This is a genomic window from Pseudobacter sp. (assembly GCF_051955275.1).
Taxonomy (GTDB): Bacteria; Bacteroidota; Bacteroidia; order Chitinophagales; family Chitinophagaceae; genus Pseudobacter.
In genome coordinates this window covers 1-24,893 of record NZ_JBQCGW010000013.1, presented here as the reverse complement: position 1 = coordinate 24,893, position 24,893 = coordinate 1, and the positions used below count along the sequence as shown (strand labels likewise).

The following is a 24,893-nucleotide window of genomic DNA, read 5'->3' as shown; positions in this document are numbered from 1 at the left end:
ATGAGATTATCTGCACTTTTACTCACCACCGCATTAATGCACTGCTACGCATTCGGAAAAGGTCAGGATGTTACACTCCCCAACAGGAATATGTCCTTCGAAGCAGTGCTCAATTCCATCAAAAAACAAACGGGATTTGAAGTGGCCATCGATGCGCAGGTGATGAAAGCGCAAAGCAGTATCAATATGCCTGTAAAAAGTATACCCCTGGACCAATTCCTGGCACTCCTGGTGGAAGGCCGCTCACTTACTTTTTTCAAACAGGGGAAAACCATCTTCTTCACCCGGAAATCCCTGCCCGCACCCCAGCCGGAACTTATTTCCGTTTACCGCTCCATCCCCCCTGTCAACGGACGTATCATCAATGAAAAAGGCGAACCCGTTGTAGGTGCAACGGTGTTGGTGAAAGGCACCAGCAATGGCACGTCAACCGACAATAACGGAAACTTTTCTCTTGATGTGAAAGCAGGCGACGTACTTGTCATATCATTCGTAGGTATGGAAACAAAAAGTATTACAGTAACACCTGCCTTGCTTTCTTCCGCCAATAGATCAGTGTTTACGCTGCTGCCTGCCGTTAAAGAACTCGATGGAGTGGAAATGGTGGTGAATACCGGTTACCAGACCATCTCACGCGAACGAAGTGCAGGGGCATATGCGCAACCTGATATGGAGATCTTTGCACAAAGGTCTGGTTCCATGAATGTGCTGCAACGCCTGGATGGTCTGATCCCTGGCCTTACCGTTAACAACGCATCAGGCGCCGACCGGTTCCAGATACGCGGCCTTTCTACCGTTGGTTATTTTAATCCATCCCCCGGTAACTACATCGGTTCAGATCGTAATCCACTGGTGGTTGTAGACGGTATTCCTGTAAGTGATATCAGTTCAGTAAATCCGCAGGATGTAGAAAGTGTTACGGTTCTGAAAGATGCAACCGCCGCCTCCGTTTGGGGGGCCAGAGCTTCCAATGGCGTTATTGTGATAACCACCAAAAAAGGGAAGGCAAGCGATAAACTGACGGTGAATTACAATATGTTCACCAATTTCATGGGAAAACCCGACCTGTCTTATTTCCCTGTATTGAACAGCAAGCAGTTTATTCAGAATGCAAAGGATATCTTCGATCCGGCCAACACAAGCTGGGCTTCCATTTCAGTTCCAACTTACAGCGTAAGTTCAGGAGTTCCCCCTCATGAACAGATCCTTTATGATTGGAGCCGCGGGCTGATCTCCGAAGCAACAAAAGATCAAAAGCTCGACAGCCTGGCCGGTATCAATAACCTTGGCCAGATGGAGGATATTTTTTTCCGCAACGCACAATTGACCAATCACACCCTTTCTTTGCGAGGAGGCAACAGAAAATACCGTTTTTACGGTTCCATGGCCTACACCGGAAACAAAGGCGAGAACGCATTCAATAACAGCAATACGTACAAACTGAACCTCCGGCAGGATTATACTGTTAACGAGCGGATCTCTGCCTACCTCGTCACTGACATTACCAATAGCCGTTCGAAAAATAAACCATTAACATCAGCATCACCCAGCTTTCTACCTTACCAGCTTTTCCGTAACAACGATGGCAGCAATATCGCCATGCCCTGGTTGTACAGAACAGAAAGTATAAGGCAGAACCTGGAATCACGCAGTGGCGTCAACCTGAACTATGTACCTCTCAATGAAGCGGAGTACGGCTATTCCAATACGCAGTCATTACTCGCCCGGATCACAGCAGGTGTCTCCGTTAACTTATATAAAGGACTGAAATTCGAAGGAACTTATGGACTTATCAAAGGATCAAGTGAGAGCCAGGCTTTCAATGACGACAGGTCTTACGGCGTACGTAATATGGTAGTGAGTTTCGCTACCGGCTCCGTGCTGGATAATACCATCAAATATAATTTCCCTTCTACCGGCGGCAAATATGCAGTGGGCAACAGCTCACAGCAGAACTGGACCATCAGGAACCAGCTTGTATTCAACCGTGACTGGGATGCATCCAACCACCAGGTCACTGCACTGGCTGGCGTGGAAGTACAGGAATCTTTTTCACGCGGGAATTCCAGTACCTTCTGGGGATTCAATGATGGTTTGCTTAGTCCCCAGGCGCTCGATTACGTAACGCTTGCAGCGGGAATCGTCAACCCCATTTTATTGTATAATTCAAACAGGAGTTACTGGAACTATTCAAACGATTTTACTTTTTCAGAATCAAAAAACAGGTTCAGGTCCGTGTATGGAAATCTTGCTTATACCTTCCTTCATAAGTATACTATAAATGGTAGCTGGAGAAAAGATGAATCAAGCTTGTTCGGTATTGATAAATCAGCTCAGAACCGGCCTGTGTGGAGTATCGGTGCCAGATACAATATCGGAGAAGAGTCCTTTTTGCAGCAGGTGAAATGGATGGACATGTTGGCGGTGCGACTGACTTACGGCCTCACAGGCAATGCACCGTCTCCAGGTATCGCTTCTTCCAAGGATATTATTTCCGGCGGTTCAAGCTCATCCGTTTATCCCGGTGGCCGTATTTATTCCATTGTATCACCTGCCAACCGGAGGCTGTCGTGGGAATCTACCAGCACAACTAACCTCGGCATCGACTTCGGCCTGCTGGGTAAAAGGCTCAATGGTTCACTTGACCTGTATGTAAGAAAAACCTATGATATGTTGGGGCAATTGCCAACCAATCCTTTTGCAGGTTACTCATCTGTGATCGGAAACCTGGGCGATATGGAGAACAAGGGTATCGAGCTTTCTATCCGCTCAGAGAACATCCGTGGAAAGGATTTCGGCTGGAGCTCTATACTGAACCTGGCTTACAATAAAAACAAGATCACCCGTCTAGCCAACAATGTCAACATCGTTACAGGAAATGCAGTGATCACCAATAATGCCTATGGCGGCTATTATCAAGGGTACGAAGCCTATGCCATTTTCGCCTATGATTACGCCGGTTTGAACGCCGCAGGAGATCCGCAAATAAGACTGAGTGATGGAAAGATTACCAAAGACCTCAATGTGGCCAAACCGGAGGATATGCTTTTCATGGGTACCTATCAACCCAAATGGAGCGGTGGTTTTTCAAATACTTTCCGTTACAGGGATTTCTCACTTACAGCCAATATTGTTGCTAACCTCGGACATGTAATGCGCAGGGATGTAAATACGATGTATAACATGAACCGCTTATTCCCTGGTGCTGGATCATTAAACGGAGGAAATGTGCATGCCGACTTTGACAAACGCTGGAGGGAGCAGGGCGACGAAGCATTTACCGATATCCCACGCTGGATAGGTAATGTAAATAACAGTGTCAGTACAAGGCATATCAATTATTATGTCTACGCCAATACCAATGTTCTGGATGCATCATTCCTGAAAATGCGTGATATAACCCTGGCCTATATGCTGCCCCGTAATATCGTAAGCAAAATAAATGCACAGAATATTTCCCTGAGCATTCAAATGAGCAATATCATGCTCTGGAGGGCCAACAAGCACAATATAGATCCGGAGTTCTTCAATGCGCTGCGTGGTTCCAGAACGCAGCTGACAGGAGTCAATAGCCTGACCATCGGTGCCAATGTTTCATTCTAAGCAAATAAAAAAATTATGAGATATCTTAAAATATTTGTCGCAGTCATAAGCATAGGATTGCTCTCCTCCTGCTCCAAATCCTTTCTGGAAGTAGATCCCAAAGGGCGCATCATTGCTAAACAAACCAAAGACTACAGGAACCTGTTTTACAACGGTACCCTCCTGGCAATGGGCTTTTCTGATTTCCAGATGTTTCTCGGGGATGAAGTGGTGGCGATGAGCTCCTTCCTGAATTCAGAGTCACTGGGCTACCAACGGGCTTTCCGCTGGGCAGACGACCTGTATGATGAAGAAACTGATGCTCCGGAACTCAACAGCCTGATGGCACAGATCTACCTGCTTAACAAGATCATCAATGAAGTGATGACTTCTGAACGAGGTACTGATGCAGAGAAAGAAGCCCTGCGGGCAGAAGCGCGTGCCACCCGGGCCTGGAGTTTTTTTCAGTTCATCAATTATTATGGAAAGCCGTATGATCCGGCCACTGCTTCAGCTGATCCTGGCGTTCCTATTGTATTGCAGGCAGATGCTACATTAACTGAATTCCGCAGGTCCAGCGTGCAGGAAGTGTATGATTTCATCATAAAAGAGATAAATGAATCAATGCCGTTGTTACCCCGCAACAATGATGCGCGCTCAAGGATGACACAGGCGGGAGCCGAGGCATTGTTGGGAAAAGTGTATATGTTCATGGGGAAATTTCAACAGGCGCTTCCTTTACTGGAAAACGCTTTCAGCCATCTGCCCGATGCCAACCTTCCTTTGGCACTCTATGATTATAATACATTGCTGGCACCCGGTGGCAGTTGGTATTTTCCTACAACAGTAAACAGTTATATCGGTGCTCCATTGCCATGGGCGAGTACCGAAACGCTTTTCTCCCGGCAATATTCTTCACTGGTTCACTATCAGCACAATGTATTGTTGCTGAAAAAGGAAGTCTATGATCTGTTCGGCGCCAATGATATGCGCAGGTTGTTTTATACGCGGAGACCAGCCTTCTCTTCACCAGGTACGGAAATCACCATACCCGGTGCTGTCAGAAAATACGCCCCTACAAATGTGGTGGCCATCGGTATCGGCATGCCGGAGCTTTACCTGCTGCGTGCGGAATGTTATGCCCGTACAGGTGAGCTGGACAAAGCCATAACTGATCTTGAGACGCTCCGGAGCAAGCGGATGCCTGCACAGGATGCAGAGGTGACCATCACCGATCAGAATGAACTGATCCGCTTTGTGATAGAAGAACGCCTTCGTGAATTTGCTTTCACAGGATTCCGCTGGTTCGATATGCGCCGACTTTCAGTGGACCCGCTGTTTGCTGCACAGACTTATGAGCATGTGCTGTACAATGCCGCAGGTAATGAAGAAGCCAGGTTCCAGCTAAAAAAAGACCGTTACACATTAAGGTTCCCGCTTAAAGTGATGAACCAGAATCCAGGCATGAAAAACAACCCTTAAGCCAGCATTATGATCATGAACAGAAAACATACAGCTTCTAAAATTGGTGTCGCGGTTTTACTTCTTTTGTCCCAACTGGTACATGCCCAGACAGGATATGAATTGAAGGGGAGATTCCAGGGCGGCAAGGATGGTATGATCCATGCCAGATATAATGTGGGTACAAAAAGTGTCAGGGACAGCGTACGTCTGGAGAATGGTAGTTTTATGCTTAAAGGCATGTTAGAATATCCAACCCAAATAACGCTTACGTACAGTCCCGGTAACGATACTGCACGCGTAACTTATGAATTGCAGCAAACAAGGACCTACAGGCTTTTTCTTGAAGCCGGAGCCAGGGTAAGCCTCTATGCGAAGGATTCCCTGAGCAGTGCTTTGGTTAAAGGATCTTCCCTGCACGATGAATATATTGCTTATCGCAAAGAACTCAACAAATTGTACGACCGCCTTCGGCCCGTGAATATGGGTATCTACCGGCTGGAAAGAGAAGGAAAGAGTGATAGCGTTGCTATTTACAGAGAACAATTAAGACTATTGAGCATAGAGGAAAAGAAATTTCTTGACGGAATATTGAAGGCGCGCCCCAACTCACCAGTCTCGCTATTGGCCGTGTACGATTTTGAAAGTCCCGGCGCAATGACGAATAAACCGACCCGGCCGTTCTTTGAAAGACTGTCGCCTGAAATGCGGCAGCTACCCATGGGCGTAACACTGAAAGAACTGCTGGACAAAAAGGACGTCTTCAGTGTGGGAAAGAAGGCCCTCGATTTTAAATTGCCTGATACTGCCGGCCGGATGGTTGAGTTTGCGAGCCTGAAGGATAAATATGTGCTCCTGGACTTCTGGGCCAGTTGGTGCGGTCCATGCCGTATCCAGCATCCTTTTCTGCGCGAGGCCTATCATCAATTCAAGGATGCCGGCTTCAATATCGTTTCCGTATCGATTGATAATTCGTATGATAAGTGGATGGCAGCTATCCGGGAAGACAATGTAGGTGAATGGATCCATCTAAGCGAACTGAAAGGAGCAAAAGGCGACCTTGCAGTCAGATACCTGATCACAAGTGTTCCTCATAATTTTCTGATAGATATGAGCACAAAAACGATTGTTGGAACCGATCTGTTTTATTCAGAGCTCGATGCAAAACTGAAAGCCTTGCTGCTAACCCCTAAGCCGTAGGTAAGCCGGTATGCAGGATCTTGTTCCGGTATAAAGGGCGGTATCTTCTTCAGGAAGATCCGCCTTTTTTCTTTGGTAGAAAATAGAGAAGGACAAAATTCTGAAACCTATAATAGTAGCCTGAACTGGCTGATATAGTATACCAGCTTAAAAACAAACAGAGGTCAACTCGTTGAAATTTATTTAATATTGTAGGAGTATTAATCAATCAAAAGTAAGTCTGGCGTTTAGTCCACTTGAATGTCAAATTACAGCCAACATACTGACCATGAACTGCTGGGTTTACTTAAACGCAGTGACGACAAAGCGTTCAAGCAAATTTACGACCGGTACAGTGGTCCATTATTCCTCTTTGCCATCCGCAAACTGAAAAACGAACAGGACGCCAAAGACGTTGTGCAGGAGATCTTCGTTGTTTTATGGAAAAAACACAGGGAACTGGACCTTCATTCTTCCCTCTCCTCATACCTCTATAAATCTGTTCACAACAGGGCACTTAACATATTTGTACACCGGAAATACCAGACAGCTTACATCAGGTCTTTTGAAGACTACCTGGCGAAATACGCACAGGACGCGGATGAGCTGTTGATGGAAAAAGAACTTACAGATATTATTGATCATGAGATCCGCTTGCTCCCGGAGAAAATGCGCGAAGTTTTCCTGCTAAGCCGGAAAGAACAAATGAGCCACAGGGAAATAGCCGAACAACTGGGAATCTCTGAACAAACCGTTAAAACACAGGTTAAGCGGGCACTGAAGATCTTACGTTTACGGCTGGGGCTGATGATCTACCTTGCGTATCTCCTGCGTTAGGTCCCCAATATATTTTCTATCCTGCCGTACCCCCAACCCGTTATTCATCTGTCATAATATGAAGCCATGATACGTAAATGTAAAAAAGATGAATAATCCTGCTATCCAAATCATTGAACGATATAAGCTGGGAACCTGCACGCCGGAAGAAAAAGTACTGGTTGAAGCCTGGTTCATGAAATATGGGAACGATGAAGAGATAGACAGTAACCTGGATATCGAGCGGATAAAGGCAGAAATGTGGCAAACGATCCAGGCCCGGAGGGAATTCCGTGTAAAAAATATATGGCCCCGGTTAGCGGTTGCCAGCGCTGTATTATTCATTATTTCCGTGGCGGCATTCTATTACTTCCAGCCTGATAAAGGAAAAGGAAGCGATCCGCTAACGATCACCCAATCAGATGTATCGCCTGGTATATCCGGGGCTACGCTAACACTGGCCAATGGTAAACAGATCCGGCTGCACGATGCTGCAAATGGTGAACTCGCCAGCGAAGCAGGCGTTACCATTTCCAAATCTGCGAATGGTCAGTTGGTATATTCCATCGCAGGTACGGGCCGCGAAGATGGCGCCTTTAACACACTGACAACCGCAAAGGGGGAAACCTACCAGGTACGGCTGCCGGATGGCTCACTGGTATATCTGAACGCAGCCTCCAGTCTGAAATATACTCCTTCACTGATAGAAAACGGTAAAAGAACGGTTCAGTTAAAGGGAGAGGGATATTTCGAGATTTCGAAAGATCTCAGCCATCCTTTTGTTGTAAAGTCCGATGCACAGGAAGTGGAAGTTTTGGGAACACATTTCAATGTCAATACTTACGAAGACGAGCAGTCGGGCCGCACCACCCTGTTGGAGGGGGCCGTGAAAGTATCAGTGAAAGAAGGCGGATCGGTGATCATCAAGCCAGGTGAGCAAGCTGTTATAAATGGAACCGGATTGAAAGTTACCCAGGTGGATGCCGGAGGTGAAGTGGCCTGGATCAACGGAGACATTCAGTTTGATAATAAAAGGATTGAAGATATAATGCGGCTTATCGCCAGGTGGTATGACGTGGAGGTGATATACGAAGGCGACCGCCCGGATGCAAAATGGTATGGCTCTGTATCACGAGCACGGAACCTGAGCCAGGTACTGAGGATGATGGAAAAGAGCAGGGAAGTGTATTTCAGGATTACAGGAAGAACAGTATATGTCACTAAATATCAACCGAAGGAATAAAGCATCATTAATATGCGAAAAACGTAAGCACCCCGAAGGGTAAAATAAGGCCGGGAATGAAGTCATTCCCGGTCAGGTTTGGCCCGGCTAATTGAAATAATCAACCGTTATAACGCAATATGCCCTCGCCTCGAAAACTAAGGCCTGTTGCTTCAACCAAAACAAACACGAATGTATAGATTTTGTACCAGACAAACTGGTATGCCAATGCGGCTATACCGTAAAACCCTGCTTATAATGCGAATTACCAGCTTTTTATTAATTGTATGCATGTTACAGGTTAGTGCAGCTGGCTATGCTCAGAAAATTACGTTGTCAGTAAAAAATGCACCATTGTCGGAAGTCTTTAAGAAGATCAAAGCACAGGCCGGCGTTGATTTTTTTATTTCCCATGATCTGATGAAAGAAAGTGATCGGGTAACCATCAACGTGAAGAATGTTGAACTGACAACAGTTCTGGATCAGCTATTCAAAAACCAGCGCCTGACATATTCCATCGAAGATAAATTTGTGGTGATATCCAGAAGGGAAGCCGGTTCCCCGGCAAATCCCGAAGCTCCTTTACCACTAATGGAAGTGTCCGGTAGAATTGTAGACGCGAAAGGCAATGCTATCAGTGGTGCTACCATTACAGTAAAAGGAACAAATCTTTCAGTAGTTTCATCTGCCAACGGCGATTTTCTGATTAAAGCTGCCGGGGAGAAACCGGTCATTATCATTTCCTGTATCGGGTTCAAAACAAAAGAACTTCCGGCCACCGCGAAGATGGGGGAAATTTTACTGGATGCCGTTATTTCAGTACTCGATGAAGTACGGATCGTTGCATATGGTACGGAAAGCCGCCGGCTGGCAATCGGGGCTGTGGGTACCGTAAAAGCCGAGGATATTGAAAAACAACCAGTATTAAATCCCCTGGCCGCCCTGCAGGGCCAGGTGCCGGGATTGAATGTAACTCAGGCGTCAGGTGCACCGGGCGCTGCCATCAGGATCCAGATCAGGGGACAGAATTCATTGTCACAGAATGCCGGCAGTGCCGTTAAACCCTACAGTCAACCACTATTCATCATCGACGGTGTTCCGGTTGCAGCACAGAATGCAAACCTCAGCGCATTGTATTCGCTGGGCGGATATGGCGGATTAGCGGATGACTTTGGTGGCTCCAGCCCTTTCAATGGCATCAACCCAGCTGATATCGAGAGTATAAGCATATTGAAGGATGTTTCCGCAACTGCTATTTATGGTACACAAGGTGCCAACGGCGTGATATTGATAACCACAAAAAAAGGCAAGACCGGCAAATTAAAAATTCAGGCCACTTATAATACCGCTTTCAATACAGCAACAAGAAAGATCCACCTGCTGAACACAGAACAATACCTGGCTTACCGGCGCGAGGCCCTGGTAAATGATGGTATCGATCTGTCAACGGCTTCTCCTGCAGAATTCCCGGATCTACTGCTTTTTGATCAGAACAGACAGACCGATTGGTACAGGTTTTATCTTGGTAATACATCCAATACCAACAATGCACATGTAAGTTTATCCGGAGGCTCCGGTAAAACCACCTTTTTCGTTTCTACAGGTTATACCAAAGCTGAATATAATTTCCCTGGCAACTTTGCAGACAAGCGGTTTACCCTGCATTCAAAAGTGAATTATAAAAGTGCCGACGATCGCTTTACAATCGGATTCGGTTACGATTATTCCTATCAGAAAAATAACACGTCAGCATCAGCAAGCCTTGTGTCCGCCATGCTGACACCTCCCAATTTCCCGGACCTTTTGGATGCATTTGGAAAACCAAACTGGAACTTCAAGGGCTTTAATACCGGCAGGTATGTTCAAAGTATAGCAAGTTTAAAACAACCCAGCCTGTTGCAGGTGTATAATATGACAAACTCCCTTGTGCTGGGATATAATATTTTGGATGGCCTCAAATTCAATATCAATGCAGGGTATAGCCGGATAGTCAGTGATCAGGAACAACGAATGCCGGCCAGCACCATTGATCCGTCAGAAAATCCTGTGTCCAAATCTGTTTTTTCAAATACAGTCTTTGAAACAATCAATATAGAGCCGCAACTTGAATATCAACGGAATTTCGGTAACGGATCATTAACCGCGCTTATAGGTGGCACATACAAAAGCAATGCTGTTTCCAATGTTCAGTTGCAGGGCACTAACTATAGCGATGAGGCTTTAATGGGTTCCATTGCTTCCGCAGGAAGAATAGAGGCAGTGGATTCAGATAACCCATACAAATATGCCGGGGCTTTTGCGAGATTAAGTTATACGCATGATCAGAAATATATCCTGCAGGTCTCTGGAAGAAGGGATGCGTCCAGTAATTTTGGCCCGGGAAGACAGTTCGGAAATTTTGGATCAGCAGGATTGGGCTGGATCTTTTCAAATGAACGGTTTTTCGAGCGGGCCAGCCGCATTATTTCTTACGGAAAATTATCGGGGAGCTACGGTACGGTGGGTTCAGATGCCACCACTCCATACCAATACCAGCAATTGTTCAGGACCGAAAATTATACACCTGATTTCCAGGGACTGAAACCTTTGTTTGTACAGAACCTGTTCAATCCTGATTATGGCTGGGACAGCAAGCAGTCGTTCAATGCAGCACTGGACCTGGGATTTTGGGGTGATCGTGTGTTGCTCAACGTTACTTATTATCGTGACCGGATCGGCAATCAACTTGTTGATTATACCTTGCCTTCTCAGACCGGCTTCGGTTCTGTATTGTCCAACTTCAATGCTGTTATTCAGAATCAGGGCCTGGAATTCAGTCTGACCTCAAGGAATATTACCACCAAAAATTTCTCCTGGAGCACCAGCCTCAATATCTCCGGCAATCGCAACAAACTTATTGCCTTCCCAGGCCTGGAAGAATCTCCTTATGGAATACTTTATACGATCGGCGAGTCGGTCAATATCGTGAAAGGTTTCCGATTGAAAGGAGTGAACCCTGAAACTGGTATTTTCGAATTCTATACCAGCAAAGGTGAAGTAACTGCAAATCCCATTTATGGCGTTCCATCACAAGGTGGCGATTATGAAAAAATCTCCAATCTGGATCCCCAGTTCATGGGAGGACTTGCAAACACCATAACATACAAAAATCTAAGTATCTATTTTCTATTCCAGTTTCAAAAGCAACAGCAGGTAAACTATCTGAGAGCTATGTATTCCGGTATTAAGCCCGGAGGGTTGATCAATGCACCGGTAGACATTTTAGACCGATGGACCACGCCTGGCCAGGTTACTTCCATTCAAAAACTGACAGCTTCATACGGTGAAGCATACAATACAGCATTCTATTTCACTCAATCGTCCGGCGCCTATAGCGATGGCTCTTATATAAGACTGCGAACGGCGTCTGTTTCCTATACGCTGCCAACGGCTTTTTGCAGCAAATTAGGGGTGGCCGATGCCAGGTTTTTTGTAAACGGACAAAACCTGTTTTTAATCACCGGCTATAAGGTAGGTGATCCTGAACTGAACAACTTATTTAGCTTCCCTCTGCAAAGAACGGTAGCACTTGGTATTAATATCAACTTATGAGAATGAATTACAATAGTCTTCCACTCAATATATATACGCTGGTAATCTTTTCAATAGGATGCTTCGCCACTTCCTGCAAGAAATTGATTGAGATACCCACTGATCCGTCCAATCAACTGTCCGTTGACCGGGTGTTTGCCGATAGCTCCAATATCTTGGCTGCTGTTGCGGCAGTGTACAGTAACTATGCTACATCCTTTAACGGTACGGAGTTCGGCAGCGGCGCCATTACTGTTTATACAGGACTGGCAAGCGACGAGCTGATGCCTGGAAATGACATCTATATCGCCCCTTCATTTTTCAATAACAATATTTTGCCGGACAACCCGGTTGTACGTTCAATGTGGTCTGCTGCCTATAAAAATATTTTTCAGATCAATATTTGCCTGCGGGGAATTGAAGGCACAAAGGCAATCAGCGATGGACTTAAAAAACGCTTGATAGCGGAACTGAAAGTCAATCGTGCATTTTATTATTATCAGATGGTCAATCTGTGGGCAGGTGTTCCGATAATTACCTCCATTGACTACACTGCAACCCGTAATATTCCGAGGGCATCGGTCACAGAAGTGTACAATTTCATTGTAAGTGACCTTACCGATGCCACCCAGGTATTAACTTCAGACTATCCGTCGGAAGGCCACGCGCGTCCAAACCTCGGAGTTGCGCAGGCATTACTGGCAAAGGTCTGTTTATATCTCGGGAAATATGAGGAAGCCATCAACGCTGCAAACGATGTGATAGCATCTCCCGATTACAAACTGGAAGAGAATCTTGATGATGTTTTTTTGACCGGCAGCACAGAAGCCATCTGGCAACTGCCGGCTAATGGTACCTATCAGCAGACGCCTGAGGGCGCAACCTTTATTCCCTATACTGCCGGTTACAAGCCTAATTATATTTTGTCGCCGCAACTCATGGCTGCATTTGAGCCTGATGACCTGCGAATGGTCCATTGGACCGGTGTGAGTGACGTAGACGAAGGAGGAACAATTGTTACCTATTATTATCCAAACAAATACAAAAACACAAGTGCAGAGCAGACCCCGAGGGAAGATTATATGATGCTGAGACTGGCGGATATTTACCTGGTGCGTGCAGAGGCGTTGGCAAGACTGGACGAGACATCCTCAGCCCTGGAAGATTTGAATAAGGTAAGGTTCCGGGCAGGCCTTGGAGATATCGAAACCAGCTCAGGAGAAATCGCTTTGAATGCTATCCTTCATGAACGACAGGTTGAAATGTTTTGTGAATGGGGTAACCGCTGGTTCGATTTAAAGCGTACCGGAGAGATAGATGCGGTTTTAGGAGCTGTTAAGCCTGGCTGGAAAACAAATGCGGCACTATTCCCCATTCCCGTGGCTGAAATGCAGGCGAATCCATTTTTAAAACCCAATCCATAAAAATATTTATGAAACGTATTGAATTTTCGATCGTTCTTTTTGTACTCTTATTTCCCTTAACACTCATTGCCCAGCAAAATAAATACAGCATCTATGGAAAAGTAGGAAGGTTACAACCACCGGCTACTGTCTATTTATTTGCTGACGATAAAACAGACTCAACAATTATCAGAAACGGCGTATTCCGTTTCAGCGGTTCTGTGAGTGAAGTTAAACCTGCCACTATTCTAATCAGTTATGATGGCACTGGTCAGTACAGTGATGATCCTTACGCCAAAACTTCCAGTATCAATTTCTACCTGGAGCCAGGGAAAATAGCTGTTACAAGCGCTGATTCGCTGGAGAATGCTACAGTTACAGGAGGTACTGTGCAGGCGGACTATTCCAGGTTGTTACATCAGTTGAAGTCTAACTATGAAGCCTTGAGGCAATTCAATAAGGAATTCAGTTCAGCATCGGAAGAACAGCGAGCTTCCGATGAGTACATACAAAACAGCGATAAGAAACTGGCGGCTATCGGCAGTGAGCAGATAGATATCTACAAAAAATTTATCAGGGATAATCCTGGTGCTTTAATGAGTCTTTTTGTACTGGAATGTTATGCGAGATCTGAATCTTCTATCCTGCTCAATGCCAGTTTCATAACGCCTTCATTAAGCGAAATTGAACGGCTTTATAATTCGCTTGATGCAAAGGTGCGTTCCAGTAAGCAGGGGATCGCATTCTATACGTTGATGAAGAAAGGTGTAAGTGTTGAAGTTGGAATGGTTGCTCCTGATTTTGAACAGACGGATACCGCTGGCAACCTGGTGTCGTTGAAGGATTTCAGGGGAAAATATGTGCTGATTGATTTTTGGGCAAGCTGGTGCGCGCCATGTAGGGAAGAAAACCCGCTTGTAGTGGATGCATATAACGAGTATCGATCAAAAGGCTTTACCGTGCTGGGTGTTTCGCTGGATTCGGGAGAGAAGGAGCTATGGCTTAAAGCTATCCACAAAGATGGATTGGCCTGGACCCATGTATCCGACCTGAAAGGCTGGAAAAATGAAGTGGCGCTTTTGTATTCTGTAAAAGCCGTTCCCCGGAATTACCTGTTGGATCCCCAGGGCCTTGTAGTGGCCATCAATCTTCGCGGAGAAGAGCTGAAAAGAAAATTAGCTGAACTGATCAAATAACGAGTCATTGCCGGCGTGGAAAATCACGCGTCACTTAAAATCATCTGGAAATGGTAAGGATTACTGTTTTTATATTCTTTCTGCAGATTTTTTCACCCGCTGTTTTAGAAGCGCAATCTTTCAGATTCACTGTTAAAGGTAAGATAGGAGCTCTTGCTGCTCCGGCTAAAGCTTATCTCATTTATGAAGCAGCCGCAGGAATGAAAACTGACTCCGCAGTGCCGGATAATGGGGTATTTGCATTTCATGGAATTTCCCCGCGGCCAGATCTGGTAGCCTACCTGAAAATAAGCAGATCAGGAGGTATTTACGAGGATGTGGAATTTTTGCGGTTTTTTATGGACGCGGAAATTGTTACGATTGTCAGTGATGACTCTCTCGATAATGCCCGGGTTACCGGCGGCCCACTCAACCGGGATGAGTCGGTATTGAAAGCGGCCTTAGCGATTGATGAGCCGGCAAAGGCTTATACCGGTTTTATTAAATCCCACCCGGATTCTTACATCAGCCTGGAAGCACTCAATATTATTGGCGGAGAATATCCGGACCTGGCTTTGGTTGAGCCACTTTTCAATATTCTTTCACCGAGGATCCGGTCCTCTCAATCCGGGATTGAATATGCCAGAAGAATCGCCAGCTTGAAAAAGGTGGATATAGGGGCAGTTGCGCCTGATTTTACGATGCCGGATACAACCGGTAAGCCAGTTTCCCTGCATAATTTCAAAGGGAAATTTGTGCTGCTGGATTTCTGGGCAAGCTGGTGCCCGCCATGCAGGGCCGAAAGCCCCTACCTGGCAGATGCTTATGAAAAATATAAAAAGAAAAACTTTACGATCCTTAGCGTATCGTTGGATCAGTTGAGCGGGAAAAAAAATTGGATAAAAGCCATCCGGAAAGATGGCCTGGTCTGGACCAATGTTTCAGATCTGAAGGAGAAAAACCGGGCAGCGATGCTGTATTCAGTGCATAGCATCCCGCAGAACTTCCTGATCGGCCCTGATGGTAAGATCCTTGCAAAGAACCTGCGTGGCAAAGCGTTGTTGGAATTACTTGAAAAGATTTTGGGGCAATGACCTGCTGCGGATACAGACACCAGCGAAGGAAGTAGCAGCAAAAGCCGGAACTGTTTCCGATATTTATGATATATGAGGGAATTTATCACCGGAAACATACGGCGCCACATTGAACCCACCAGTGAAGAAATGGATATTCTTTTATCCCTGGCAGTGTCCAGGACCGTTAAAAGAAAAGAACAGTTGCTGAAAGAAGGAGATATAGCGAGGCATCAGTTCTTTGTGCTGAGTGGCTGCCTGCGAACATACACCATTGACACAGGCGGTAAAGAACATGTTCTGATGTTTGCACCGGAGGATTGGTGGTGCAGTGGGGATCTGCATAGCTTCTTATCAGGACTGCAAAGTTCAAATACGCTAGAGGCTCTGGAACCCTCAACGGTATTGCAGATCAGTAAAGACAAACTGGAACTTTTATACCAGCAGGCGCCAAAGTTTGAACGGTTTTTCAGGATATTGTTTCAAAACGCATTCGTGTTTCATCAGAACAGGATAAACGCCAATCTTTCTCAACCGGCCGAAGGAAGGTATGACTTATTCAGAAAATACTATCCCGGCCTTGAAAGCCGGATCCCTCAAAAATACATCGCATCCTATATAGGCATTACACCGGAATTCTTTAGCCAGATGAAAGCGAATATGATTCGAAAAAAATCTTAAACTACCTTATTTTCCTGCGCAGCTTACCGTTGTTGCTTTGCTGAAAAAACAAAATGGAAAGCAAAACCACACATCAGAGCGTTTTCAATGACAAGCCATTCGCAGATAAAAAATACATTACCATCAAAGGCCGCCGAATGGCGTATATCGACGAAGGAGAAGGTGATCCTATCGTGTTTCAGCATGGTAATCCTACTTCCTCCTACCTCTGGCGGAACATCATGCCCTATTGCCGTGGGCTGGGCCGCCTGATCGCCTGTGATTTGATCGGAATGGGCGACTCGGAAAAACTATCTGACTCCGGGCCCGGGCGATACTCTTACCTGGAGCAGCGCGACTACCTTTTCGCACTTTGGGAAGAATTGAAACTTGAAAAAAATGTGACCCTCGTGCTGCACGACTGGGGCTCCGTATTGGGCTTTGACTGGGCCAGTCAAAACCGTTCACGCGTTCAGGGGATCGTTCATATGGAAGCTCTGGCCATCCCTTTCACGTGGGAGGAATTTGAACCCAAAGTACGTGACCTGTTCCGTGCTTTGCGCTCACCAGCCGGCGAGGAACTTATTTTAAAAGAAAATGTGTTTGTTGAAAAAGTATTGCAGGGCGGAATCATGCGGCAATTGAGCGATGCGGAAATGGCAGAGTACAGGCGGCCATTTCTCAACGAGGGAGAGGACCGTCGTCCGACATTGACTTTTCCTCAACAGATCCCTTTGGATGGGTCACCGCTGGAAGTGAAGGAAGTGGTCACTGAATTTGGAAACTGGTTGCAAAAAAGTACTGTTCCGAAACTTTGGATCCATGCAGATCCCGGAGCCGTGGAAAATGACAGTGTCAGAAAGTTTTGCCGCACCTGGCCAAATCAGACAGAGATCACCGTGAAAGGAAAACATTTCCTACAGGAAGACAGCCCCGAGGAAATTGGAAATGCAATTGCTGAGTTTGTAAAAAAACTGCGTGGATAAATAAGAAAATGAACACACCGGCAATGGGGCCGGATCTGGCCGGGATATCTTAAAACGACAAAAGTCGCTCTCAGAGCGACTTTTAAGCTTGTACCGCGTACGGGATTCGAACCCACCCTCTGTATTATTCCCGCCTTTTTCCGTATTGTGTTTGCGCTGAATCATAGCGTTTAATATATTGTTCTATTCTGCTATTTGGCTCACTTTTTGGCCCACTTTATTTTTTCAATTATTTATTCTCTCAATTCTCTGAAAGGTAATACAGGCTTAGGATTCATGTTTTTTTATCTCTTTCTGAAGCAAGGCAATTAATTGTGACTGGGTTTGATTCCATTCCTTTAAATTTTCAATTTGATTTTTAAGTGCTTTATTTTCTTCTTCTAAAGAATTTATCTTTTTCAGTAGTTGAATTGCTTCAGGTGAATTGGGTTTGATGGGCTTGGTAAACATATCGCCTGTACCTGTACTTAGGAATTCTGGGCGGACATTATAATCTTTTGTAAGGACATAAATCACTGTAGGTATCTTGTGTTCTGGCACTCCCCTTCGTAATGCAAGGATATCCGTTACATTTTGCCGGACAATTGTAAGTTTATCTGATATGTCTTTTAAAAGAACAATTTCTTCCTTAACTAAGTATTTGACAACTCTAGCAAAAGCTGTATCAAATGTCGAGGGCTTGAATGCCATTTAGCTTTTTTTAAAAATTTATTTGGTTCGTAAGAACCAAATTGTTTACATTCGTAAAAATTACGGATAACCGGAAATTGCCGGACAATTTCCGGACATTCCCGGACAAAATATGTCATATATATTGAATTCAAAAACCTTGGAGTAAATGAGCAAAAGCAACTACCGACCAAAAAGGAATGTATTACCTAAAAACTATAATCAGATTATTTCTGAAACACTTTCTGGTAAAGGGATACAGATCAAGCCGTCTCAGGTTTCTGATTTAATTCGGGGAAAAAATAAAAATGTCATTTTGGGATTTGCGGTGTGGACAGAAGTTAGAAAACTTGAAAAGGAAATGATTAAGAACAAGAAGGCGCTTGCTGCTCTAAAAGCATCGAAGGTAAAGGGGTGAAATTTTTTTTGCCTTTATTTGATTCCAAAGAACCAATTCGGAACCAATGAGTGAGATAGACGAGATAAAAAGAAAAGTTGATTTGATTTATGAACTATTGGTTGCCTTCCCTGGTAAAGTGGGGCTAGGTATATCAGGGATTCCACCCCGTCCCAAAAGCGCTACGAAAGAAGAGATACAAAGGGCATTGATCAAGGCTTGGAATACAATGTACCCTCATATTCCTCCAAAATAAAACACTGACATATGCATCAGCTATTAATGAATCTCGGTTGTGCTGTTTTCCTCATTGCAGCTTATGTGATTGCCCGGCAATCGGTGAAGAGAGACTACCAGCAAAGGAGACGGCAGGAACGCCAACAGCATCATTAGGTGAATCAGAACGGTGGTTAAGGTCGATTAGTACAGTACCGGTGCACATGGCCGGTACATCTTTTCAAAAATTCAAACTTCCAAATATGGGTAAAATACTTCCGCCACATCGCAATTGTATCAGGACTTTCAGTGGTCATTACTTCAACGTTTTTGAACCTGATGCTTCAATGATCTGCATTGAAGATATCGCACATGCATTATCTAACCAATGCAGGTTCGGTGGTCACTCCCCCAAATTCTATTCAGTTGCTCAGCACTGCGTTCTGATGTCAGATATGATGCATAAGAGATTCAAGTTAGATGCACTACTTCATGATGCAAGCGAAGCCTATCTGGTAGATGTACCAAAACCAATAAAAGTGGAAATGGTACAATATCTCGCTATTGAAAATGACCTCATGGCTGTAATTGCAAGGAAGTTCGGTTTTGAATACCCACTCAATATCGTTGTTAAATCCTCAGATGAGTTTATGTTATCGTGGGAGTGGAGCGAAGTTATTATGCAGCGTGGTGGGCTGGAATATGACCTGATAACGCCATGGAGCGCTGAAGAATCAAAAGATAAATTCCTTCAGGCTTTTTATTCCCTCACCTAAAAAAAAATCAACTCGATGGCAAAGCAATACAAGGAATTCCCTGGTGAGAAATTCACAAAGCAGGACTTTGACGCGGGTCACCTATTCTCAACAGGTGATTGCTGGTTTAAGTTAAAGATTTCCCCTTATTTAGAAACTCTTTACGCAACGAAAGGCAGCTGTATCTCCTATCGGGATCCTACAACAACGGGATTTGAAATACACGGTTCAGTGACTGAAAAAAATGAAGTGTCTTTTGGTCTGTATACTTTCCTCTGCGGTAAGCGTGTATCTGTTCGTATCAATTTTTCCGACCTCATTCCTGTACGTGAAATCCCTACCGATGATCAGAATTAAAGCCATCCTGTACGCACTGTATTTCGGGATCATGCCATACTGGATGTATGAAAAGGAACGGCATTACCGCTGTTCCTGGTATGCTCACCTGGTGATCAACCTCCAGTATGCGTACCGGTGGATCACTTTCCGGGAGACGCACAGTGACCGGAAGTTTGAGCGAAAGACCAATAACAATTTTTAGCATTCTTTCTATAACCATACATCAAGATAGAGGGAGGCCAGCAGGCAATACAACGCCTGACAAGGTAAGCGGAATGTGAAGGGGAGCGATTGGCCCCGCTCCCCAGCCAAAAGAGACAGCGGTCCGGCGCTATATCCGGCAGTTCTTTCATTTCAGCAGGACCATTTTTTTATAACAATCAAAACCGGTTATCTAGCAGTACCGATGTTGAGTTATGAATTATGGATGCCGCTGGTTCATATCGCAGCCAGCGGCTTTTTTAAAAATCAAATAATACAATATGGAAAAGGAAGTAATTATTACCTGTACTAACAAAGGAACAACAGGCACAGTTTCGCAGAATTATCCCTTTAAGGTATCCGGAGATCGAACTTCAATTCTACTGGCATCTGCTGAAGCTGCGGAAAAGTTCATGGAAGAATTCGATGTTATTAGCTGCGCTACATCCCATCATTTCACAGATCAACAAAATTAAAATGCAAAACGAACAAACAACTTCACCAGAGCAACCCTTATCTCCCGTTCAATTGGCCGAATTTAAACATGCTCAACGTGCCAATATCGTTCATGAACTTGATAATTGCAGAGAAGAGCGCAGAGTGTGGGAAAAGGTAGAGAAAATCAACTTCATAAGTGTTTCATGGCCGGACGGGGGAAGGAACCAGGCTCAAATCCCAGTAAATGCAATAAGGCCGGTACGTGCGCTGATACTGTCTTACCTCAATGATGAAATACAGGAACTGGAAAAGCAGCTGGTGAGCCTGTAAACAAAACCTCCCTCCATTAAATTCTTTTCAAATGCAAAATCAAAAGTCAACGCAACCCGGGTTCGTGCAAAAGATCCTGCACGATGAGCAGGAGTACAACAAACTCGTATCGATCATTGAAAACACCGAGATCGATGCCAGCCGCAAGCCTGAACCGGTACAGATGGATATCTCCGACAGGATCAGCTACATGGACTGCACGAACACGCTGGTAAAGCCAAAGTTCCCCGACAACAGAGTTGAGCAACCGCCTTCAAAGTGGCAGAGAGTGGCAGATAATATGAGCGGTGACGGCTTCCCGATGGGGATCATCGTTTTTATTGGTGCATTCATTGCCGGTATGTTGTGCGGCATCTTCCTGGCTTTATCGGCTTTATAATCCATTCTTATTCCCATTTCTACTAACCCATGAGTGACAAACTTTGTACTGAGTATTTTGAGCAGCGTATGGCTGCCCTGGGTATTACTCCGGAGATCAACAAGATTGAAATAATGCAGTCTGATCCTAAAGGTCCGGGTAATATCCTTGTTCCTCTCCCAATCTTCAGTGCGTGTGAAACCGGTATCAGAATATTGGCCTATTCAATTGATCGCACGACCATCAGAATAGATGTTGAGGGGAGCAGATATAAGAAAGATTGGTCCATTATCAGACTGGAGAAACCAATAGTGAAGAAAGACGGCACGGTGATGAAGTACCAAATGCCGAAAGGCCACGGCTCGGTGCCGTTCCTCCCTCCCGGTCTGGTGGAGAAATATGAGAAGAAAACACCGATTAAGGCCCTGTTCATCACCGAAGGGTATTTTAAGGCATTCAAGGGCTATATGCACGGCCTCGATATCATAGGGGTGGCATCCATTACCCATTTGAAAGATAGGGAATCAGGAGGCTTACACAGGGACATACTGGCTATAATTCGGCAATGCAAGGTGGAGCGCGTTGTATGGCTGACTGATGGTGATTGCCTCGATATCACCAGCAAAGAAATAAGGGAGGACGTGGATCTGTTCAAACGTCCGAACGGCTTCTACCAGTCAGTGAACACTTTCAAGCAGCTGCTCGATGATTATGATCCGGATAAGTACTTCATGCACCTGGATATTGATAACATCATTGCCAACCTGGGCAAGGATGTGAAACGGGAGGATGTGAAAGGATTGGATGACTTGCTGATTACAGGCGCTTCCCGAATTAAAGAGATCATTGCAGACCTGCAGTCGGTCAGTACGAAAAGCGATTTCTTTGTAAAGTTCAACATTACCCGCTCTACCAGTAAAGTATGGTCTCATTTCAGGCTTGATCATGCAACGAGCTTTTACCTATATCACCTGGAACGCCGTAAAGATTTAGAAGGGAAGATATTTACTTTCCGTGGCACCAAGTTCAAGTATGATGATGAGAAGGGGGAATGTCAGGTGCTGGTGCCGGGTACAGCTAAGGATTATTTCCGTGTTGGGGATACCTATTTCAAGTTTGTTGAGGTTCCCAATAAGTACAAGCAACTGGAACGGAAATTCAAGGTTCGCCAAAAGTCCACCATCAGTGATGATCATGGCCGGGATTTTATAAAGCATGTCACCAAGTATGAGGAATTCTGCAACGTGCCGGATCACGTCAATTTTCACCAGGTTATCAATAGCTGTTTCAACCTTTACAATCCACTCGACTTTGAGCCAGATGAGGAAGAATGCACGGAGGCTGACTGTCCAAACATCATTGAGTTTGTTAAACACATCTTCGGTGAGAATGTAGTGCATTTTACAGACCCTGAGACCAAAACCAAGCATGATTATAAGAACTGGGAATTGGGGCTTGACTACATTCAGATTTTGTATCAGCAACCCGCTGAAAAACTCCCCATTATCTGTCTTGTATCCAAAGAGAACAATACCGGTAAATCCACTTTCGGAAAGTTGCTGAAGCAGATTTTTGGCTCCAACTGCGCTATAGTGGGGAATTCTGACCTGTCCAACGACTTTAACGGACACTGGTCCACTAAAAGTATTGTTATCTGTGATGAAACGAAGATCGACAAGCAACATGTGGTCGAGAAAGTAAAATCACTTTCCACTGCGGATAAGATTTTCATGAACACAAAGGGAAAGGATCAAATTGAAATTGACTGCTTTATTAAGTTCCTATTCATCACCAATAACGAGGACAACTTCATGTTCCTGTCTGAAGAGGACATTCGTTATTGGGTGCTGAAGGTTCCCGTAATCAAGACGGAAAAACCTAAGCTGCTGGAAGATTTTATGATCCCGGAGATTCCCGCCTTCCTGTCCTTCCTTACCAGCCGGAAGTTGGTCACTGAAAGATCCCGTGGCCGGATGTGGTTTCATAAAAATATGATCGTTACTGAAGCGCTGAAAAAAGTAGTTGAGTTCAGCAAGCCACAAGTGGTAAAGGAAATTGAAGCGAAGATTAAAGAGCTTTTCCTGCACACCGGGGAAGATATCATTTACATGACCAAGCAAGCCATTAACGAGGATCTGCTGAGTAAGAAAGTGGAAGAATTCTATCTGGAACGATTGCTGAAGGATCATTTAAGGCTGTCCCTTTATCACAAATGGGAAGTGGAACGCGCCAAGCAGACTTTTGATGACCATGAGGCTGCCCGGGATTTTGTACGCCGGGAGTTCAACCTTGAATCTGAACTGGAGATTGAGAAGGAAATTATTGCAAAGTTCCTTACCAAGCGTCACTCCTATCCAAAGTTCGAGAAAAGGTTTGATCAAAAAACCGGCTCCACCATACGTGATGTGGTGTACGTTTCGGATAACGGGCGTCCCTACATCTTCAGGAAGTCACAATTCCTTAATCAGGAAGAGATTGACAATTACCGCCCTGATCCGGAACACGCGGCATTGGCATCCGGCCCGGCTACACAATCTGAACCGCCGCCACCCTCCGGGCCATCAGAACTACAAAGCGATTTACCATTCTAAAAAAACATCATGCAATACATCATTCTTTCAGTTTCGAGATCAGAACCGGGCAAACCTGTATTCTGGAAGGGGCTGCTCAGTGGTTTCACATCTAATCCCTTTGAAGCCATTAAAATTGATTCCAGACATATAAATGAACACCAGGCGCGGTACAACAATGGTTTTGATACGCTTGCTATCGCAGCCGATGAAAAAGGGCTGGATGCCATTGGCTTTACCTGCACAATCAATCCTGAAAAGGTTGAAAAACTCCGTGTATATCGCTTAAACCGGACAAAGAAGGATTCTCCTGATCTATTGGACAATGAGGAAGAAGATCCAGCAGAATTATTTGGGCCGGATGATTACTTCGAATCGCCGCATTACGATTTCTAACAAGAATAAAACTTAAAGTATGAGCCTGATAGATTCTTTACATGCGTTTGAATTTCAGTCAACGCACCAACTTGTTTACAACATGGTAAAGTGGTTTTGCTTCGACGAAGTAGAATACACTACGCGTCACCGTCCCAATGTTGAATCAACTGTATGGATGCAGTTGACCATCGAGAAAGATGGCAAAAAGTGGGTAGTTGAGGGCCAGCGTCTGGATATCGTAAAAAGGAGGTTGATAGAGTTTTTGGACAAGCAAGGAATTCGCGGCGAGAGAACTGGTTCCGATTTTCATGAGCAGTTGCCCGCTGAGGTGTCCGAACACTCCGATGCTCTTGCAAGTCCACCAAATTTTGACCAATTGGTTTCCATAATTGAAAAGCTGTTCCGCGAAAATCTGGAAAATTTTAAAATTGATCCAGGCAGGATAGCTCTAGCATGGAAAAGGTATAAAGCACTAAATCATTTATATCGTGACGCACCAGGTACACCGATGGATCAAAACATAGAAGGCCGTGTATGAGACACGATAATGATGATCTTCCGATGACGCCGGAGAAACAGATCAGACTGAAGGCGCATTACTACATCATGCGGTTCAGGAATCAGGGCATAACCTGGGAGAAAAGCAAAGTAGCAGCCATTATCCTGGTTATAGAACTCCGGGATCTCTACCTGAAGCATTTCAGAGGTACACCAGAGCAAAGGCAGAAAGCATATGACAATTTTGCCCGCCTTGAACACGCAATCAATGCATATTAATTTCTACAACTCAGGAACATGAAAAGCGAAGTATTCAATGAGGACTGCATGATCGGGATGAGTTGTTTTCCTGACAATCATTTTGACCTGGCAGTGGTAGATCCTCTATACGGGATATCCGTGACCAGCTGGCCGTTGGGCAGTCATCCCACCCGTTCAAGAACAGACGGGTTTGGATCAGGCCCCGCAATCAGCACGATAGCGCGCATGAAGCAGGCGAAAATGCAGGGCGCAGGCCAGCTGAAAAACCGGACACTTAACAATCATTCCATGCACTGGGATATAGCTCCCGGTCCTGAGTATTTCACAGAGCTTTTCAGGATCTCCAAAAACCAGAT

At 45.0% G+C, this 24,893-nt stretch carries 26 protein-coding genes; 25 read left to right on the top strand and 1 reads right to left on the bottom strand.

The annotated features are described in order from the left end of the window. From ACTHMC_RS01710 to ACTHMC_RS01660, 11 genes are all read left to right on the top strand, one after another. Positions 1–3,603 (top strand): SusC/RagA family TonB-linked outer membrane protein, encoded by a 3,603-nt coding sequence (locus ACTHMC_RS01710; RefSeq protein WP_440410288.1) that lies wholly within the window; start codon positions 1–3, stop codon positions 3,601–3,603. Between the two features lie 15 nt (positions 3,604–3,618). Beyond that, on the top strand, positions 3,619–5,064 hold the full coding sequence (locus ACTHMC_RS01705) for a RagB/SusD family nutrient uptake outer membrane protein (protein WP_440410286.1): 1,446 nt from the start codon (positions 3,619–3,621) through the stop codon (positions 5,062–5,064). A 15-nt stretch (positions 5,065–5,079) separates the two neighbouring features. Further along, the gene (locus ACTHMC_RS01700; protein WP_440410284.1) at positions 5,080–6,243 is read left to right on the top strand and encodes a thioredoxin-like domain-containing protein; all 1,164 of its coding nucleotides are present in this window, start codon (positions 5,080–5,082) and stop codon (positions 6,241–6,243) included. 240 nt (positions 6,244–6,483) lie between these two features. Next, positions 6,484–7,059: an RNA polymerase sigma factor gene (locus ACTHMC_RS01695; RefSeq protein WP_440410282.1), complete on the top strand. Its 576-nt coding sequence runs from the start codon at positions 6,484–6,486 to the stop codon at positions 7,057–7,059. An 88-nt stretch (positions 7,060–7,147) separates the two neighbouring features. Next, positions 7,148–8,281 (top strand): FecR family protein, encoded by a 1,134-nt coding sequence (locus ACTHMC_RS01690; RefSeq protein ID WP_440410281.1) that lies wholly within the window; start codon positions 7,148–7,150, stop codon positions 8,279–8,281. A 333-nt stretch (positions 8,282–8,614) separates the two neighbouring features. Continuing rightward, the gene (locus ACTHMC_RS01685) at positions 8,615–11,851 is read left to right on the top strand and encodes a SusC/RagA family TonB-linked outer membrane protein (protein WP_440410279.1); all 3,237 of its coding nucleotides are present in this window, start codon (positions 8,615–8,617) and stop codon (positions 11,849–11,851) included. Then, on the top strand, positions 11,848–13,254 hold the full coding sequence (locus ACTHMC_RS01680) for a RagB/SusD family nutrient uptake outer membrane protein (protein WP_440410277.1): 1,407 nt from the start codon (positions 11,848–11,850) through the stop codon (positions 13,252–13,254). Before ACTHMC_RS01685 ends, ACTHMC_RS01680 begins: the two co-directional genes overlap by 4 nt. 8 nt (positions 13,255–13,262) lie before the next feature. Next, positions 13,263–14,429, top strand: coding sequence for a redoxin domain-containing protein (locus ACTHMC_RS01675; RefSeq protein WP_440410275.1), 1,167 nt, complete (start codon positions 13,263–13,265; stop codon positions 14,427–14,429). 50 nt (positions 14,430–14,479) lie between these two features. Further along, positions 14,480–15,502 (top strand): redoxin domain-containing protein, encoded by a 1,023-nt coding sequence (locus ACTHMC_RS01670; protein WP_440410274.1) that lies wholly within the window; start codon positions 14,480–14,482, stop codon positions 15,500–15,502. Positions 15,503–15,574: 72 nt separating this feature from the next. Continuing rightward, positions 15,575–16,162: a Crp/Fnr family transcriptional regulator gene (locus ACTHMC_RS01665; protein ID WP_440410273.1), complete on the top strand. Its 588-nt coding sequence runs from the start codon at positions 15,575–15,577 to the stop codon at positions 16,160–16,162. Between the two features lie 53 nt (positions 16,163–16,215). After that, positions 16,216–17,127 carry a haloalkane dehalogenase gene (locus ACTHMC_RS01660; protein WP_440410271.1) on the top strand — a complete coding sequence of 304 codons (912 nt, stop codon included), beginning with the start codon at positions 16,216–16,218 and terminating at the stop codon, positions 17,125–17,127. A 267-nt stretch (positions 17,128–17,394) separates the two neighbouring features. Here the strand turns inward: ACTHMC_RS01660 and ACTHMC_RS01655 are convergent, their stop codons facing one another. Further along, a complete protein-coding gene (locus ACTHMC_RS01655; protein ID WP_440410270.1) occupies positions 17,395–17,817 on the bottom strand; it encodes a hypothetical protein in 423 nt (140 codons plus the stop codon). A gap of 148 nt (positions 17,818–17,965) precedes the next feature. Between ACTHMC_RS01655 and ACTHMC_RS01650 the strand changes: the two genes are divergently transcribed. From ACTHMC_RS01650 to ACTHMC_RS01585, 14 genes are all read left to right on the top strand, one after another. Continuing rightward, on the top strand, positions 17,966–18,214 hold the full coding sequence (locus ACTHMC_RS01650; protein ID WP_440410268.1) for a hypothetical protein: 249 nt from the start codon (positions 17,966–17,968) through the stop codon (positions 18,212–18,214). A 46-nt stretch (positions 18,215–18,260) separates the two neighbouring features. Next, positions 18,261–18,449 (top strand): hypothetical protein, encoded by a 189-nt coding sequence (locus ACTHMC_RS01645; protein ID WP_440410267.1) that lies wholly within the window; start codon positions 18,261–18,263, stop codon positions 18,447–18,449. Between the two features lie 11 nt (positions 18,450–18,460). Beyond that, positions 18,461–18,586 carry a hypothetical protein gene (locus tag ACTHMC_RS01640; protein WP_440410266.1) on the top strand — a complete coding sequence of 42 codons (126 nt, stop codon included), beginning with the start codon at positions 18,461–18,463 and terminating at the stop codon, positions 18,584–18,586. An 86-nt stretch (positions 18,587–18,672) separates the two neighbouring features. Continuing rightward, positions 18,673–19,185 (top strand): hypothetical protein, encoded by a 513-nt coding sequence (locus ACTHMC_RS01635; protein WP_440410265.1) that lies wholly within the window; start codon positions 18,673–18,675, stop codon positions 19,183–19,185. A gap of 15 nt (positions 19,186–19,200) precedes the next feature. Then, positions 19,201–19,521 carry a hypothetical protein gene (locus ACTHMC_RS01630; protein WP_440410264.1) on the top strand — a complete coding sequence of 107 codons (321 nt, stop codon included), beginning with the start codon at positions 19,201–19,203 and terminating at the stop codon, positions 19,519–19,521. Next, complete coding sequence (locus tag ACTHMC_RS01625; RefSeq protein WP_440410263.1) at positions 19,508–19,705, top strand: hypothetical protein; 198 nt, start codon at positions 19,508–19,510, stop codon at positions 19,703–19,705. Before ACTHMC_RS01630 ends, ACTHMC_RS01625 begins: the two co-directional genes overlap by 14 nt. 280 nt (positions 19,706–19,985) lie before the next feature. Beyond that, positions 19,986–20,180 (top strand): hypothetical protein, encoded by a 195-nt coding sequence (locus ACTHMC_RS01620; RefSeq protein WP_440410262.1) that lies wholly within the window; start codon positions 19,986–19,988, stop codon positions 20,178–20,180. A gap of 1 nt (position 20,181) precedes the next feature. Continuing rightward, positions 20,182–20,472 (top strand): hypothetical protein, encoded by a 291-nt coding sequence (locus ACTHMC_RS01615; RefSeq protein ID WP_440410261.1) that lies wholly within the window; start codon positions 20,182–20,184, stop codon positions 20,470–20,472. A 31-nt stretch (positions 20,473–20,503) separates the two neighbouring features. Continuing rightward, positions 20,504–20,851: a hypothetical protein gene (locus ACTHMC_RS01610; protein WP_440410260.1), complete on the top strand. Its 348-nt coding sequence runs from the start codon at positions 20,504–20,506 to the stop codon at positions 20,849–20,851. 29 nt (positions 20,852–20,880) lie between these two features. Beyond that, positions 20,881–23,421, top strand: a complete 2,541-nt coding sequence (locus tag ACTHMC_RS01605; protein ID WP_440410259.1) for a primase-helicase family protein — start codon at positions 20,881–20,883, stop codon at positions 23,419–23,421. Between the two features lie 9 nt (positions 23,422–23,430). Further along, entirely contained in the window at positions 23,431–23,796 is a 366-nt protein-coding gene (locus ACTHMC_RS01600; protein ID WP_440410257.1) for a hypothetical protein, read from the top strand. Between the two features lie 19 nt (positions 23,797–23,815). Further along, positions 23,816–24,316: a hypothetical protein gene (locus ACTHMC_RS01595; protein ID WP_440410256.1), complete on the top strand. Its 501-nt coding sequence runs from the start codon at positions 23,816–23,818 to the stop codon at positions 24,314–24,316. Further along, complete coding sequence (locus tag ACTHMC_RS01590; RefSeq protein WP_440410255.1) at positions 24,313–24,555, top strand: hypothetical protein; 243 nt, start codon at positions 24,313–24,315, stop codon at positions 24,553–24,555. The genes ACTHMC_RS01595 and ACTHMC_RS01590 overlap by 4 nt, the downstream gene beginning before the upstream one ends. Positions 24,556–24,573: 18 nt before the next feature. After that, positions 24,574–24,893 (top strand): hypothetical protein (locus ACTHMC_RS01585; protein WP_440410254.1); only part of this gene is annotated, 320 nt, incomplete at its 3' end.

Coding starts and splice junctions, on each gene's coding strand:
- ACTHMC_RS01710 (WP_440410288.1), top strand. CDS start 1: ATGAGATTATCTGCACTTTTACTCACCACCGCATTAATGCACTGCTAC.
- ACTHMC_RS01705 (WP_440410286.1), top strand. CDS start 3,619: ATGAGATATCTTAAAATATTTGTCGCAGTCATAAGCATAGGATTGCTC.
- ACTHMC_RS01700 (WP_440410284.1), top strand. CDS start 5,080: ATGAACAGAAAACATACAGCTTCTAAAATTGGTGTCGCGGTTTTACTT.
- ACTHMC_RS01695 (WP_440410282.1), top strand. CDS start 6,484: ATGTCAAATTACAGCCAACATACTGACCATGAACTGCTGGGTTTACTT.
- ACTHMC_RS01690 (WP_440410281.1), top strand. CDS start 7,148: ATGAATAATCCTGCTATCCAAATCATTGAACGATATAAGCTGGGAACC.
- ACTHMC_RS01680 (WP_440410277.1), top strand. CDS start 11,848: ATGAGAATGAATTACAATAGTCTTCCACTCAATATATATACGCTGGTA.
- ACTHMC_RS01675 (WP_440410275.1), top strand. CDS start 13,263: ATGAAACGTATTGAATTTTCGATCGTTCTTTTTGTACTCTTATTTCCC.
- ACTHMC_RS01670 (WP_440410274.1), top strand. CDS start 14,480: ATGGTAAGGATTACTGTTTTTATATTCTTTCTGCAGATTTTTTCACCC.
- ACTHMC_RS01665 (WP_440410273.1), top strand. CDS start 15,575: ATGAGGGAATTTATCACCGGAAACATACGGCGCCACATTGAACCCACC.
- ACTHMC_RS01660 (WP_440410271.1), top strand. CDS start 16,216: ATGGAAAGCAAAACCACACATCAGAGCGTTTTCAATGACAAGCCATTC.
- ACTHMC_RS01655 (WP_440410270.1), bottom strand. CDS start 17,817: ATGGCATTCAAGCCCTCGACATTTGATACAGCTTTTGCTAGAGTTGTC.
- ACTHMC_RS01650 (WP_440410268.1), top strand. CDS start 17,966: ATGAGCAAAAGCAACTACCGACCAAAAAGGAATGTATTACCTAAAAAC.
- ACTHMC_RS01645 (WP_440410267.1), top strand. CDS start 18,261: ATGAGTGAGATAGACGAGATAAAAAGAAAAGTTGATTTGATTTATGAA.
- ACTHMC_RS01640 (WP_440410266.1), top strand. CDS start 18,461: ATGCATCAGCTATTAATGAATCTCGGTTGTGCTGTTTTCCTCATTGCA.
- ACTHMC_RS01635 (WP_440410265.1), top strand. CDS start 18,673: ATGGGTAAAATACTTCCGCCACATCGCAATTGTATCAGGACTTTCAGT.
- ACTHMC_RS01630 (WP_440410264.1), top strand. CDS start 19,201: ATGGCAAAGCAATACAAGGAATTCCCTGGTGAGAAATTCACAAAGCAG.
- ACTHMC_RS01625 (WP_440410263.1), top strand. CDS start 19,508: ATGATCAGAATTAAAGCCATCCTGTACGCACTGTATTTCGGGATCATG.
- ACTHMC_RS01620 (WP_440410262.1), top strand. CDS start 19,986: ATGGAAAAGGAAGTAATTATTACCTGTACTAACAAAGGAACAACAGGC.
- ACTHMC_RS01615 (WP_440410261.1), top strand. CDS start 20,182: ATGCAAAACGAACAAACAACTTCACCAGAGCAACCCTTATCTCCCGTT.
- ACTHMC_RS01610 (WP_440410260.1), top strand. CDS start 20,504: ATGCAAAATCAAAAGTCAACGCAACCCGGGTTCGTGCAAAAGATCCTG.
- ACTHMC_RS01605 (WP_440410259.1), top strand. CDS start 20,881: ATGAGTGACAAACTTTGTACTGAGTATTTTGAGCAGCGTATGGCTGCC.
- ACTHMC_RS01600 (WP_440410257.1), top strand. CDS start 23,431: ATGCAATACATCATTCTTTCAGTTTCGAGATCAGAACCGGGCAAACCT.
- ACTHMC_RS01595 (WP_440410256.1), top strand. CDS start 23,816: ATGAGCCTGATAGATTCTTTACATGCGTTTGAATTTCAGTCAACGCAC.
- ACTHMC_RS01590 (WP_440410255.1), top strand. CDS start 24,313: ATGAGACACGATAATGATGATCTTCCGATGACGCCGGAGAAACAGATC.